We start from the raw sequence: 14,173 nt of genomic DNA, 5'->3' as shown, positions 1-14,173 counted from the left end.
CAACTTTTTATACTCAACTTTTTATACTCAACTTTTTATACTCAACTTTTTATACTCAACTATCCCACCGTTACAGCTGTATTCAATAGCTTAACAGTCCCTAAAATAATTTTGTGAAAAATCGATATACATCTAAACTCAAATTAATACGCAAGAGTACTTTGTTTAGGGTACTTGGAGTTTTAGATGAAAATTATTTTTATTCTGTGGTTAAAGCGTATGACAGCTTGCTGAGAGTACAAAATGAGTGTCTTTTTTATTAGGGGTAGTCATTCATAAAGTAGCAAAGCAAATTTAAAGTAAATTATTTACTGTTATTTTATAAATATGCAAAAAGGAAATATCATGGCTATTTCAAACTATGCTCCAGGACAAGAGCTTTCGAGTATTGATTTTCAAAGTATGATTGGCGGGCCGTTGGGAGCGATCGTAGATGCCCAAGCTCAAGCGGCTCTTTCAACTGTTGATTTTATTAAAGCGGTTGGCTTTACACCCGATTCAGAAGATGCCACCACGGGTGAAGTCACACCTGGAACACCCGTCTATGTCAGTTTTAAATACCCTAAAATGGTGGCGCCTTATGAAGCGGCTATTAATGGCAGAATTACAGCTATCGCGGTAACTAGCGGCGGCTCTGGCTATACAGCAGGTGCAGCGGTCACGATTACCGGTGCTGGCTCGGAAGCAACGGCAACCGCTACCGTTGATGGCGGCGGTGTGATCACTGCGATTAATATTACCAATGCAGGAAGTGGCTATGATGGCACAACTTCTGTTGCTGCTGCTGGTGGTAGTGGGCTGGCTGTAACAGTTACCACAGAAGATAAAGCTGCCGTCCCTGCCGTGTTTAATGAGATGCAGTTAGAAGTGCCTATTTTAACCATGCTACCGATTCCGTTTATTCGCGTTGAGGAAGGGGAAATTGATTTTCATGCAAAAATAACCTCCATGGAATATGCCAGTGTCGGTTCACAATTTAAAGCATCAACGAGTTTTGGCTATAACTCTACTACCTCGGGTAGTGTGAGTGGTGGCACTGGAGGTATCACTTCACTGTTTGCCAAATCCAGTGCTAAAGCCAAATACAGCTCATCAGTCAACTTTAAAGTCAATGCCTCTTATCAACGCACCAGCAGACAAGGAAACAAGGTTGATAAAACCTTTCAGCTGGGCATAAAAGTCAAAGTTGCTCAAGATGAAATCCCCGCGGGTATGGAAAAATTGTTAGGTATTTTAGAAGATGCAATCGTTGCTCAGCCAACTGGCAGCTAACGATTCATTTTAGGGAACCTGGGACACCCAAGGTTCCCTAATAAAACTAAGGGAACTATATGCCGACATTAAAAGATTATCTGGGCTCCCTGCTCAGAGATCTCAACCATGCACGAGTTATCGCTGACCTAGAGACTGCTAACATCGCCAAGATGTATGCAGAAGATAATTTGTTAAAACATTTTTCTATTCCTCGAATGAAGATACAAGAAACAGAGTTAACTATACCTGTTGCGATTGATGAGCTCGACAGCTCAGTTGAAATAGACTACCAACCTATTGATAATAAATTATTTTATGCAAAAACATATGCAGAGATCAAAAATGTATTTAAAGTCTCTAGCTTTAATAGGGATATTTCAACCGCGTTAAAAAAGGCCATTTATTCACACATTGACGCGCTGGAAAAATTGATAAAAAGCGGTGCAGACATAAAAGTATCTTTAGATGGTTTTAGTGAAACAGTATCTGACTTAGCACTCGAGACGATTATCAGCGATAAAAAAGGCCGTGTTGTTTTTGATGCAATACTTAAGTCTCATAATATTGATGATGATCAAGTCAAAGAGCTGTTAGTAGCAAATTTGACAAAATATCTTCAAGCTGAAATCAAGCCAAGAGAAATGGCTGGGAAAATAGAAAATGCACAAGTCACAGTGGAGAGCGATAAGCTCAAAGATAAAAGGCCCGAAAGCCTACTCTATATCAAAATGAAGATCACCGAAGAGAGTATGGAGTGGCAGACGATGGAAGATGCTGATGGCAATGTCGTTGCTAAACTGATGGTAGAGTAACGATGAAACATTCCCTTATAGACACTTATGAGAAACTCTTAAAACAGAGTTTTTTGATTCCAGCACTGGTTACACAGGCCGCCAATAAAAATATAAGTTTTCTTGAAAACCTGAATTTATGGTTATTAAACACCGAAGAGGTCATGAGAAGGCATCATATTTCTAAGTGTTCTGAACTAGCTGGCTTACGCAGTAAAATTATCGCAGTTTCTTACGCTAAAGAAGCAAAAGTTTCTAAAAGAAAGCGCCTGTTGTCAGTGGCAACTTCCATCATTTATGACGCTCAAGCTACGGTATTGAGTATTCTAGAACCCATGGAAAATCAACTTGAAGAAGCGCGAGCGGCTATTCGCCAGCTCTTGGGCGTCGCTTATCAAGCAGAGATGATAAATCCAAATACCGACTTTAACGCCATAGTGCAGACTTTATGGGCTACCTTTTCAAGTCATGAACAATTAAAAGGCGCGGTTGCAAGCATATTGGTGCTAGTAAATAAGTCAGATGCGTTGAGAATTTTAGCTGAAGAGATTGATATGTCTATATTAAAAAATTGAATGTAATCAAGCTAATAAATAATACATCAAGTCAGTAACTTATAGTTAATCCTACTGTTTTTTTTTACTTGAGCACTGATGATAACTTACTTGATAAATAGGCAGCTGTAGCGAAAATTGACTCCGTTAAAGTGATACCTAGTAAAAGTAAAACCGCGTTTATTATGCCCGTACCGGTTCACTGAAGGTTTACCTAAATTTTTTTTTCTACACAGGAGTGGTACCCATGATGACAGATACATACAGATTCAATGCGAGAGCAATCATTCAATCGGCTTGCTTTATCGGACTGGTTCTAGCAATCAATGCTTGCACGTCAAAAGATGTTGGCACGATTTTACCTCAAATAGTGCCAAAAGATCAGATGTTTACAACTTTTGGAGGTAATACGACATTGTACCTGCCAACCACCTTCCGCGACGGCTCAAAAAGTTTTGCTCAAAGAAAGCAGAACTGGCATTTCAATTATTTTGGCAGCTGGGAGAAAAGCCAGCCTGATCCAAGTGCTTGGAGTATGTTTATACCGTTTGTACCACAACAAAAGCTTCAGCCAGGTGAAATAAAAATGGTCGTTAATGGCAAGCCAATGGTCTGTGGCAATAAGGCAAACGACAAACTCCATCCCATGCACGACTACTACCTAACGCTGTCATCAAATAGGATAGTCATACGCAATGCAAAACTAACCGACTTTGGGTGCGAGAAGACATACCAGAACATCTGGAACTACCTCGATAAAAACACCACTGGGATGCCCACAGCGCAAAGCGTTCTACACACCTATTGCACGGTGGAATATCTGGGTAATCTATCTAGAGCAGGTTTCACAGAAAAAGGCCCATACAAATGCCGCTTTATTCTGAAACACTACATGCAAGGAATACAAGACAAGGCCGATATCCAAGTTACTGTTTATACTGAGATGGACTCACAGTTCAGCAATATGGATGATACTCATCTGAACATCTACATGAAGGAAGTCGGCGTCAAAAACATGTAGTACTTTCGACTCGTTGCGCTAGTTTTTCAGACGATTTTTTTTAGGCGTTGTGGGGAATAATTAGTCATATATGTACTAGTTATTTTATCTAATAAATTTTGGCAGGAAATCTTCTACAAACTGGCAGTATTCAGTACTCTGTTCTAAAGTATAAGTGAGAAAGGAGAATGATATTTTTACTCAGGTCTTGTGAGTCGGTGTTGTTATCAAGGCAGTTCCTTTTGTAGGGTCTTGCATACAACGTATTTCAAAACAGTTTTAACGTCTGACAAGATCGACTTTAGCTTATAGAAGATATAGGCCAAACAGGAGAAAACTGTCATGTACAAAACGATTACAGCAAAATATAAAGATAAAGATGCCCTGACAAATGTCGCTGATGAACTGTTGAATAAAGATATCCCAAGGGAGAATTTTTTTATCGATGAAAAAATTTCACAGATCAAGGTAATGATGCCAGAGAGTGCAAAGCAGGAAATAATCGATATTCTAAATCGTCATGGACCTACTGAAGTTCACTAGGCGAGTAATAGTTTAAAGCTTTCACGCTGTATAGTGACTAACAGTAGATACAGAGTAAAAGGAACTGGCAATAAACTGCGAAGGAATAGTTCAGTCAAAAATTTTAAAACAGGCGAATAGCCTGTTTTTTTGACTTAGGTAGAAAAAATTCATTAATAATTAAGCTCGATGGGAATAATTAGGACAGCCAACCTAAAGTTATCATCTCATTGCCAGAGTATGCATCCACAATAATAAAATTTTATTCATTTAACTTCATTTGTATTGCCAAGGTCCACTTTAGCAAAAGTATAGCGGGCTATAGTGTGATCACTGTGAAACAGCCAACTGTATTTTTTCATTTGAAGTGCTATGTGCTAAAACTAGTAACTCACTTAAAAGAACGCCCCGTAGCTGATGTCGAAGTCTGCATTAATCGCATGAAGTGAAAGATCAACGAAATCTTTGGTCGAACCGTTATTTTAAACTCAAACTAAGTTAACTCGAGTTAAGTAAGACTAACTCAAGTCAAATTAAGTTACTAAGCCTCAATACCCCAACCATCGTTGAAGCCTTTGAATTTTTTTGCTAGCAGCTCAAATTCAGCTTCTTGCGCGACAATAGCGTCATAACTTGGTGTCATGGTTACTGTGCAGTTTAAATCCCATACATTGGGTAACTCGTCGGGTTCTAGCGTTACAACCATGTCTGGCGCTTTTTCAGCTAAATGCGCGATCATGGCTTGCGCCTGTATTTCTTTTTCAAATAAGTGGAAAAATACTACTGGGTGCATTTCATTTAAGTTAATGCCAGCAGCTTGCATTTCAGTTAATACTTGGCCGGTTTCATCGTCGGGGAAGGTCATATCACATACAATTTATTAAAAACAATACGTTATTATATACCCAAAGCCATTCAAGATGCTCGTTTGGCTGACAATTAAAAGCGCTTTGGGCAAGACAATTATTTTTAGCGCTGGTTATATACCCGTTGCGCTATCAAAAATAATTAACGCCGCTTAAATAGCCTTTTAAGCGACGGGTGAGATGATCATCAACACTAATTGAGCGTATTTACTAGCGTGCAAATATTTTGCTGACAAGCGAGTTGGCTTTGTGGATTTACCGTTGGGCAAGTGTTCATAGTTATACGCTGCGTGGCTATTTTTTTAAGTTGTGATGCTCCTATAAGATTACTGGCTAACTTGCAGTCGATATTTTTGAATTTAACGGTAACGACTTGGCACTGTGCTAACGTGATGCAAGTTAAGTTGTTGATTAACGTGTTTTCAAACTTATTCATAATGTTAGCGTCAGTTTCTGGTTTAACAACGTCGGTAATACTGTTACGTAAAAGCGGTTTTTTTTGCTGTAGCTGAGTCTGTTGCGCCAATGGGTACTTAGCCGGCATGGTGGCTTTTTCATTTTCCGATAGAAAATAGCCCAAGCCGAGTAGAATGACCATGAAACAGGTCAAGGTAAATAATGTAATAACTAGCCACTTAATCGTCATGTAAGCTGCTCCTTTAAGTTAAAAATTTGGCTTATATTTTTGCCACGAGGATAATCGCGCAACATGCTATCAACCGCTTTACTAATTTTTTCCTGCATTTCGCGGCTATTATCTTCAGGTTTAAAACCTAACGGATAGATACTGCGCCAGACCGAACGTTGATTTTTTGGGTCGATAATATCGATAATCAAACTACCGGGGTCTAGCTTTTTTTCTAACTCTAAGCGCGTGTTTTTGCCTGCTCTTAAACAATAACCACAATATTTTACCTGCTGATCATATTTTTTAAGTTCGGCAAAATTGTTATCAAGCAGGTGATAAGCAATAAGTATATCGGCCTGAGTAAAAATTTTATAACGAAAGCCATTTTCATTAAAGCTCTGCTCAATAGCAAGTTCAATAGTGTTGCGGATAGTGTCGTTGAGGTTTTGTAAATCACCAAAGGCGGAGTTACGACCATAAGTGCTATAGCTTTCAACGGCTGAAAAATCAAAGCCATCACGAAATGACGTGGTAGCATTGTTCATAGATGAACAAGCAACAAGGTTGATTATTAACGCCAAGCAGCTAAGTAATCTAAAATTTGTCATGTTAGCTTCAAACAATAAATAATCCCCTAGGTTACCAAGCTAGTTGTAAATTACAACTTTTCCTATAATATCGCTCCCCTTTCACATCTTCATACATGGAGATGTGAATCTCGTAAGACCCTGTTCTTAAATGGATGTAAGTCATCAGAGTAATGCGGAAGCAATTATCAAGATGACTAGAAACGGCCATGTAATCTGGCATTGCCTACATGGATGAAAGTACTTGGGCTATGCCAGAAACTAATTATCAGTGCCTGCATCGATGTCAGTACTTATTTTTATTTGGAAAAACTGACTGTACTTCCTGTTGTTAAAAAACCAGTAGCAGCTACTAGCTTCTGAACAACAGGTTAATTTGAGAGAGTTTACTTAACCGTAACCTTAGCAAATTTACGTTTACCGACTTGGTATATTGCCGTTGAACCAAGGCTGATCATCAGCTTATTGTCGACAACTTTTTCGCCTTCGATTTTCGCCGCACCTTGCTTTATCATTCGCATAGCTTCAGAGGTACTAGCGACTAAACCGGCTTCTTTTAACAAGTTAGTAATGGCAATTTCACCATTTTGGGCCATCACGTCTATATCTGATATGTCGTCAGGCACAGCACCTTTTTGAAAACGGTTAATAAATTCTTGATGAGCCGCTTCAGCTGCTGCCTTGTCATGAAAACGCTCAATTAACTCTTTGGCTAAGTCAATTTTCACATCGCGAGGGTTAGAGCCTGCGGCAATATTTTCTTTATAACCATTAATCACATCAATCGGTTTAAAGCTAAGTAGCTCATAGTAGCGCCACATTAAATCATCAGAAATCGACATGATTTTACCAAACATATCATTCGGTGCGTCAGTAATGCCAATATAATTATTTAGTGACTTAGACATTTTTTGCACGCCGTCTAAGCCTTCAAGTAAGGGCATCATAAGCACAGTTTGTGGACGTTGCCCTTCTGCCTTTTGCAGTTCACGGCCCATTAATAAATTAAATTTCTGGTCGGTACCACCTAATTCAACATCAGCCTCTAAAGCAACTGAGTCCCAACCTTGCACTAACGGATACATAAACTCATGAATGGCAATGGCTTGGCCGCCGTTATAACGTTTTTTAAAATCATCGCGTTCCATCATACGCGCAACGGTTTGGCGTGAAGCTAGCTTTAACATACCTGCAGCGCCAAGTTTTTCCATCCACGTTGAGTTAAAGGCAACAGTGGTTTTTGCTGGGTCTAGAATTTTAAATACTTGTTCTTTATATGTTTCAGCATTTGCTAAAACATCTTCTTTCGTTAACGCCTTGCGCGTAACATTTTTACCGGTGGGATCACCAATCATGCCAGTAAAGTCACCAATTAAGAAAATAACCTCATGACCTAACTGCTGAAACTGCCGTAACTTATTTATTAATACGGTATGACCCAAATGTAAATCTGGTGCTGTTGGATCAAAACCAGCCTTAATTTTTAATGGTTTTCCTAGTTTTAACTTGGCCAACAATTCATCTTCTAGCAGAATTTCTTCTGCACCGCGTTTTATTTCTGCAAACGCTTGGTTTACATCTGACATTACTAGGCTCCACAAGGGCTATATACACTTTCCACTTCAAGGTGCAGGTATATAACAAATAAATTAATTAACTAATTGCCGAATTCTACTGTAATTTTAACTGTGGTGAAAACCCTATCATTGTTTAGCATGATATTATTTTGTTATAATGAAAGACAGTTGTCGCATTAGAATTCAATTTATAGGCCTTATCTTTTTGAAAAATATCAAAAATTTATATTTTGCCCTGCCCAAACAGCATCAAATAATTATTACTGCATGTGCTGTTGTAGTGTTATTTTTATTAATAATGCCGTTAAAGAGCAGTGATCAAGCAACGTTCAGTAACGATGTTGAATTTAAAGTGGGCCAGCGCTATCAAATCGCTATACCTGAGCAGACAGGTCATGTTGATCCGCCCGTTAGTATTCAACTACCTGTTCAACCCATCGAGGCGTTACAAATTACACAAGAGCCTATTAGGGATCTGCCGAGTAATATTGAAGAAGACGCGGCACAATTGCAGTGGCAATCGGTCAAGGTCAGAAATGGCGATTCGCTAGCAAAAATATTTAAACGCAATGGCTTAGATGCTACCACAACTTACAAAGTAATCATCGCAGAAGGTGAAGGTAGTAAATTGCTGAAAAAACTCAGTGTTGACGACATCATGCGCATAGGTAAAGACGCTGAAGGTAACTTAGTCTCACTTGAGTATCCGTTATCAAAAAATGAGACCTTATTCGTTAATTTACAAAATCAGCAATATCACGCTTATAAAGAGAGAAAAAGTGTTGAGATACGTGAAGCTATTGCTCATGGCGTGATTAAAGCAAATTTTTGGCTTACTGCCGCCTCTGCGGGTCTAAATGATGGGCAGATTATCAACTTAGCAAATGTTTTTGGCTGGGATATTGATTTTGCTTTGGATATTCGTGAAGGCGATAGCTTTAATGTGGTTTATGAAAACCAATATGTTGAAGGTGAATTTATTGGCACTGGCAATATAGTAGCGGCAGAATTTATTAATCAAGGTGAGACTTTTCAAGCCATTCGTTACACTGACGGTGTGTATTACTCTGCAGAAGGCAGAAGTATGCGCAAAGCGTTTTTACGGGCGCCGGTAAGCTTTAAATATATTAGTTCTAATTTTAAACTCAAACGTTTCCATCCAGTACAAAAGCGTTGGAAAGCCCACCGTGGAACCGACTATGCGGCTAAAACAGGTACACCGGTTGTTGCCGCAGGTGATGGTAAAGTCGTACAAGCGGGTTACGACAAATATAATGGCCATCACGTCTTTCTACAGCATGGCAACGGCATTGAGACCAAATATATTCACTTTTCAAAACGGGCTGTTAAAAAAGGCGCACGAGTCAAACAAGGACAGGTCATTGGTTATGTCGGCTCAACAGGCTTAGCAGCAGGGCCACATTTACATTATGAATTTTTACTTAATGGTGTACATCGCAATCCTAGAACGGTGAAGCTGCCAGACGCTGAACCTATTAGCAGTAAATATCGACAAGCATTTGACGTAATAGCGAAACAGCGATTAGCCGAGCTGATGGGTTCACGACGCATAATGCTTAGTATGCAGACAAGCGCAGAATAATATGACCAACAAAATGCGATATATTGGTCTAATGTCAGGCACTAGCGCCGATGGCATTGATCTCGCGCTAGTCGAATTTGATGGTGTTCAACCACAACAAGCCAATGGTGCAAGTTTGCTTGCAAGCTATTATCAGGCTTACGATAACAACACTCAACAAAAAATAATGAGTTTATATAACGCTAGCGCTAATGAAATTGATCGCGCTGGTAGCCTCAACATCGAATTAGCTCAGCAATTTTCTCAAGCCATTATAAAATTTTTACAGCAAGAGAAACTCTCTTCAGCAGATATCACCGCCATCGGTTGTCATGGGCAAACCATTCGACACCGCCCGATGAAAAACTCACAGATAACAACGCCTTTTACCCTGCAAATAGGCTGTTTACAAACCTTAGCCTTATTGACTGGCATTCGTGTGGTGGGTGACTTTAGAACCAAAGATATTGCTCTAGGTGGCCAAGGAGCGCCATTAGTACCTGCTTTTCACCAAGCTATTTTTGGCTCAACTGAAAAAGACGTTTTTGTGGTCAATATTGGCGGTATTGCTAATATTACCTTTCTACCAAAAAATGCCCCCCATAAAACCACGGGTTTTGATACCGGTCCAGGCAATGCCCTAATGGATTATTGGTTTGAACTGCACCAGTCAGGACGCTATGACGCTAAAGGCCAGTGGGCCAATTCAGGTCAAGTTTGCCATAAATTACTGCACGCGATGTTAAGTGAACCCTACTTCTCACAAGCTGCCCCTAAAAGTACTGGACGAGAGTATTTTAATGCCCAATGGTTAGCAAAATTTACCAACCAAAGCCGATTACAACCTGCCGATATTCAAGCAACATTAACCGCATTAACTGCCGAAACAGTCGCACAAGAAATCAACCAACTAAGTACGAAGTCTGACGTATACCTTTGTGGTGGCGGCATTGAAAATAACTACTTAGTTTCACTATTAAATCAAAAACTTAACAACCATTCAGTCGTAAATACTCAAACCAAAAATATTAATAGTGATTCATTAGAGGCCATGGCATTTGCTTGGCTAGCCTTGGCATTTGATAAAAATATTTTTGGTAACATTCCCGCGGTAACAGGGGCTAACAAGCCGGCTGTTTTAGGTATCAGTGTTAAGCCTTAAAAATAACTAGATATGAATATTTTTCTCTTTATAATAACTCGCTCCTGTCGAAAAAAAGCACATTAACTGCAGAATATTTGAACTATTTTGGCGATAGTTATTCTAACTAAATTGTAGCGTTTGCTTAATCGAATGCCCAGTTCGATATTCGACAACAAACGAGGAGAAAACACAGTGGAATTTAAAGACCTACATATTGGTATGAAATGCGGTAGTAAAAAAGGTAGCGGCACGGTGACTTGGATTGATGGTTCAACCCGCACTATTTATTTGGCAAATACCGATCACAACGACAGTTTTGCCGTTGGCTTTGAAGAGATTATTGAAGATCCTCAAGCGCACAACAAAGAAGACATCTACTACTAAATTTTTTACTTTACTTATCTAATGATAAACTTATTGATAAATTAGCTCCTATGGGAGCTTTTTTTATTGCCTGTATTACATTGCTAACCCACTGTGCTGCTATAGTTTATTGCTATCTTATATCGTTATACAGTGATCCATAAACTAAATTTTTTGGTATAACTACTATATAAAACTAATATGTCTGAGTAGGAAACAACTTATTTAGATAAGCGTTAACTCAAGGAACAATGATGAATATTCTTATTACCGGAGGTAGCGGCCTGATAGGTCGAGCACTGATCCAGCACCTAAGTGCCGAACGCATTATTGTTTTAACCCGTAATCCTACAAAAACCGCTAACATACTGCCTGATAATATTGAATTTATCAGTACACTGGACGAAATTGACTTTAATGAACTTGATGTGATTATTAATTTAGCTGGTGAAGCCATTGTTGACAAAAGATGGTCAAATGCACAAAAAAATACTATCTGCCAAAGTCGCTGGAAAATAACCCAAAACCTAGTTGAAAAAATACAAACCGCGACTAATCCGCCACATAGTTTAATTTCCGGCAGTGCTATTGGCTTTTATGGCCGCCAAGGCGCATTAGCGATAGATGAGAGCTACCAAGAGATACATGATGAGTTTAGTCATAAGGTTTGCCAAAAGTGGGAAGCAATAGCCCAAACTGCCGAGTCAGATAAAACCCGCGTTTGTATTATAAGAACCGGAATTGTCTTGGCTGAGAACGGTGGTGCGTTACAAAAAATGTTACCACCATTCAAATTTGGCCTTGGTGGACCTATTGCTAGCGGTGAGCAATTTATGTCATGGATACATATTGATGACATGGTTGCTGTTTTGTTAGCGGCAGTCTACCAAACTTCACTCACAGGTATTATCAATGCTACAGCGCCTATGCCAGTGAGTAATCAAGAATTTTCAGAAACCTTAAGTGCTGTACTCAATCGCCCGTGTCTGTTCAGAGTTCCAGCTTTCCTATTACGTGCATTAATGGGCGAGTCAGCCGATTTAGTCCTATATGGCCAAAACGTTTTACCGAGAAAACTACTCAATAATAACTTTAAGTTTCAATACCCTTCATTGGAGGTGGCACTAAAACAACTCTTAGTTGAGCCATAAAGTGACCTAAAAAACTTGGTTGTAGCTCAAAAGAAAATTTTGCTACACAGTAAGTACCTTAATATTGTTGCCAGTGAACTTTTCGCTGGTAATATTTTCCCTGAAAATACCTTCGCTTGTATGCTTTTTACTCGCGAAAATGTTGACGCTAATGCCACCGCGACAAGTACTTAATCACTATTGAGTATGGTGTTATTTAATCTGATGCCCGCCACTTTACCAACCTAATTTTAAGCAACACTCACTAACATCAAACAGATTAATCAATATATTGATTTGTATCAAAATGCTTGCGAATTCAACTTGAACGAACAGCACATTTTTACTATCGTAATAACAAATAACTTAATGGCACTGGGATCAACCCATAGCGTTTGGTATAAAACCGCAATATCAAAAGTGATGGTATAAGCGGGGATTACTTTCAGGAGAATAAAATGAAAAAACCTTTATACCTTGTTGCTGTCGATGGCAGTCAGTGGAGTTTACGAGCCGTTGAGCGAGCCATTGATTTAGCCAGTAAAACCGGAGCTAAGGTAATGTTATTAATTGTAAAAGATTGGTCATATTTGCAACCTGTGCTACTAGAAGGTACCTCGCCAATAATATTAGATCAAACCGCGGAAGAAAACGATACCAGAGCTAAAGTGTTAGTACCATTAGTTGAAAAATACCACAATATAAACGTAGAGATCACCACAGATCTAATTTGGGGTGATCCTGCCACCGTAATAAAAGAGCAAATTAAAGCATTACATGTGAATATGCTCTTTGTCGGCCGCCAAGGTCGATCTCAGATTGTGGACATATTACTCGGTAGTGTTGCTAATAAATTAGCTCATCATGTCGGTATACCCATTGTGCTAGTGCCATAGTCAATGAGTGAGTTATACCCAGTTAATTAATTATTTTTAATGCTTAAAGTAAAAAGTATCACACTTAATTAGTCAAATTGCTGTTAAACAGTCATTTTATCTAGCACTTTGGTTTTAAAATAGAAAAGGTGAGCATCAGCTCACCTTTTTTATATTCTAAACCTACTTTTATATTATTTAGAACGGAATGTCGTCATCAAAATCAATAGTTGGTTCTTGTGGATTCACTTTAGGTGCATTCTGTTGAGAGCCACCTTGTTGCTGCTGAAAACCACCAGAATGTTGCGGTGTCGACTGTTGTTGGAAGCCACCCGACTGTTGTGAAGATGATTGCTGAGTTGGTTGCTGTTGAAAGCCACCACTTTGCTGTGCAGGTTTATTATAGGCTTGCTGAGGTGCAGCTTGCTGGTTAAAACCACCGCTTTGTTGTGGTGCTTGTTGTTGCTGTTGAAAGCCACCTGATTGTTGAGAATTTTGCTGGTTAAAGTCGCCTGCACCAGCACCGCTGCCACCACGAGAATCTAACATTTGTAGTGTACCGTTAAAGCCTTGAACAACAATTTCAGTCGTATATTGATCTTGGCCTTGTTGGTTTTGCCACTTACGTGTTTGCAAAGCGCCTTCAATGTAAACTTTAGAACCTTTCTTTAAATATTCACCGGCAATTTCAGCTAGCTTGCCAAACATCACCACACGGTGCCATTCAGTTTTTTCTTTTTGTTCACCCGTTTGCTTGTCTTTCCAACTTTCAGAAGTTGCAATAGTAAGGTTAGCAACCCCGCCACCATTAGGCATAAAACGTACTTCAGGGTCTTTACCTAAATTACCTAAAATTATTACTTTATTGACACCAGCCATGAACAAAATCCTATATTTGCAGTAAAGTATTACTTTACTAATTTAGTACTTTCCAAACGTCAACTCGCTCAGAATATTTATTTTTAATAACAATAGCTAGATTCTAACACTACGAGTAAAAAATTACGCTAGGTTTGCACTATTTTTGTAAAATATTTTATTGCTAATAACCTAATCACGACCCAACAGAATATAACGCTTTTACGTTAGTAAACTGGTCTCAGATAAAAATTTTAAAGCACTTTGATTTTCATCATAAAATACTCTATAGCACCAATACCTGTGGCTTTTGTTATTTTACTTTGTCTTCACTCACAATTAATCTTATATAATAAACCTACAATACTAGGGTTCTCAGTGCCAACTTAGGCTCCTTGCCCTGATCTTTTTTTTATAAAAATCGAACGAAAGCTAGCTAAAG

General features: G+C 38.9%; 16 protein-coding genes. 11 read left to right on the top strand and 5 right to left on the bottom strand.

The window, feature by feature from the left end; all coding sequences use genetic code 11:
- The first annotated feature begins 345 nt into the window (after window positions 1-345).
- From H4J46_RS09715 to H4J46_RS09695, 5 genes are all read left to right on the top strand, one after another.
- A complete protein-coding gene (locus tag H4J46_RS09715; RefSeq protein WP_182233295.1) occupies window positions 346-1,272 on the top strand; it encodes a DUF2589 domain-containing protein in 927 nt (308 codons plus the stop codon).
- 59 nt (window positions 1,273-1,331) lie between these two features.
- Window positions 1,332-2,066 (top strand): hypothetical protein, encoded by a 735-nt coding sequence (locus H4J46_RS09710; protein ID WP_182233294.1) that lies wholly within the window; start codon window positions 1,332-1,334, stop codon window positions 2,064-2,066.
- A 2-nt stretch (window positions 2,067-2,068) separates the two neighbouring features.
- Window positions 2,069-2,620, top strand: coding sequence for a hypothetical protein (locus tag H4J46_RS09705; RefSeq protein WP_182233293.1), 552 nt, complete (start codon window positions 2,069-2,071; stop codon window positions 2,618-2,620).
- A 226-nt stretch (window positions 2,621-2,846) separates the two neighbouring features.
- Window positions 2,847-3,620, top strand: a complete 774-nt coding sequence (locus tag H4J46_RS09700) for a hypothetical protein (protein WP_182233292.1) — start codon at window positions 2,847-2,849, stop codon at window positions 3,618-3,620.
- A gap of 321 nt (window positions 3,621-3,941) precedes the next feature.
- Window positions 3,942-4,142 (top strand): hypothetical protein, encoded by a 201-nt coding sequence (locus H4J46_RS09695; RefSeq protein ID WP_182233291.1) that lies wholly within the window; start codon window positions 3,942-3,944, stop codon window positions 4,140-4,142.
- 520 nt (window positions 4,143-4,662) lie between these two features.
- Here the strand turns inward: H4J46_RS09695 and H4J46_RS09690 are convergent.
- The 4 genes from H4J46_RS09690 to tyrS form a co-directional block, all read right to left on the bottom strand.
- Entirely contained in the window at window positions 4,663-4,986 is a 324-nt protein-coding gene (locus H4J46_RS09690; protein WP_182233290.1) for a ribonuclease E inhibitor RraB, read from the bottom strand.
- A 194-nt stretch (window positions 4,987-5,180) separates the two neighbouring features.
- Window positions 5,181-5,633 carry a hypothetical protein gene (locus tag H4J46_RS09685; protein WP_182233289.1) on the bottom strand — a complete coding sequence of 151 codons (453 nt, stop codon included), beginning with the start codon at window positions 5,631-5,633 and terminating at the stop codon, window positions 5,181-5,183.
- Window positions 5,630-6,223, bottom strand: a complete 594-nt coding sequence (locus tag H4J46_RS09680) for a DUF4136 domain-containing protein (protein WP_182233288.1) — start codon at window positions 6,221-6,223, stop codon at window positions 5,630-5,632. The genes H4J46_RS09685 and H4J46_RS09680 overlap by 4 nt, the downstream gene beginning before the upstream one ends.
- 365 nt (window positions 6,224-6,588) lie before the next feature.
- Window positions 6,589-7,788 carry a tyrosine--tRNA ligase gene (gene tyrS / locus H4J46_RS09675; protein WP_182233287.1) on the bottom strand — a complete coding sequence of 400 codons (1,200 nt, stop codon included), beginning with the start codon at window positions 7,786-7,788 and terminating at the stop codon, window positions 6,589-6,591.
- A 148-nt stretch (window positions 7,789-7,936) separates the two neighbouring features.
- Here tyrS and H4J46_RS09670 point away from each other — a divergent pair, with 148 nt between their 5' ends.
- The 6 genes from H4J46_RS09670 (at window position 7,937) to H4J46_RS09650 (ending at window position 12,894) form a co-directional block, all read left to right on the top strand.
- Window positions 7,937-9,382, top strand: a complete 1,446-nt coding sequence (locus H4J46_RS09670; protein WP_182233286.1) for a peptidoglycan DD-metalloendopeptidase family protein — start codon at window positions 7,937-7,939, stop codon at window positions 9,380-9,382.
- Window position 9,383: 1 nt separating this feature from the next.
- On the top strand, window positions 9,384-10,523 hold the full coding sequence (locus tag H4J46_RS09665; RefSeq protein WP_182233285.1) for an anhydro-N-acetylmuramic acid kinase: 1,140 nt from the start codon (window positions 9,384-9,386) through the stop codon (window positions 10,521-10,523).
- Window positions 10,524-10,697: 174 nt separating this feature from the next.
- A complete protein-coding gene (locus H4J46_RS09660; protein ID WP_182198934.1) occupies window positions 10,698-10,889 on the top strand; it encodes a hypothetical protein in 192 nt (63 codons plus the stop codon).
- Window positions 10,890-11,122: 233 nt separating this feature from the next.
- Window positions 11,123-12,019, top strand: coding sequence for a TIGR01777 family oxidoreductase (locus H4J46_RS09655; protein ID WP_182233284.1), 897 nt, complete (start codon window positions 11,123-11,125; stop codon window positions 12,017-12,019).
- 39 nt (window positions 12,020-12,058) lie between these two features.
- Window positions 12,059-12,193, top strand: a complete 135-nt coding sequence (locus H4J46_RS17250; RefSeq protein ID WP_259365774.1) for a hypothetical protein — start codon at window positions 12,059-12,061, stop codon at window positions 12,191-12,193.
- Between the two features lie 263 nt (window positions 12,194-12,456).
- The gene (locus H4J46_RS09650) at window positions 12,457-12,894 is read left to right on the top strand and encodes a universal stress protein (RefSeq protein WP_182233283.1); all 438 of its coding nucleotides are present in this window, start codon (window positions 12,457-12,459) and stop codon (window positions 12,892-12,894) included.
- A 177-nt stretch (window positions 12,895-13,071) separates the two neighbouring features.
- Here the strand turns inward: H4J46_RS09650 and ssb are convergent, their stop codons facing one another.
- Entirely contained in the window at window positions 13,072-13,752 is a 681-nt protein-coding gene (gene ssb / locus H4J46_RS09645) for a single-stranded DNA-binding protein (RefSeq protein WP_259365773.1), read from the bottom strand.
- Window positions 13,753-14,173: the final 421 nt, after the last annotated feature.

The sequence above is a fragment of the Colwellia sp. MB02u-6 genome (assembly GCF_014077095.1).
Classification (GTDB): Bacteria; Pseudomonadota; Gammaproteobacteria; order Enterobacterales; family Alteromonadaceae; genus Cognaticolwellia.
Note: the sequence above shows the minus strand (reverse complement) of the source record. Positions and strands in the feature narration are given on the sequence as shown.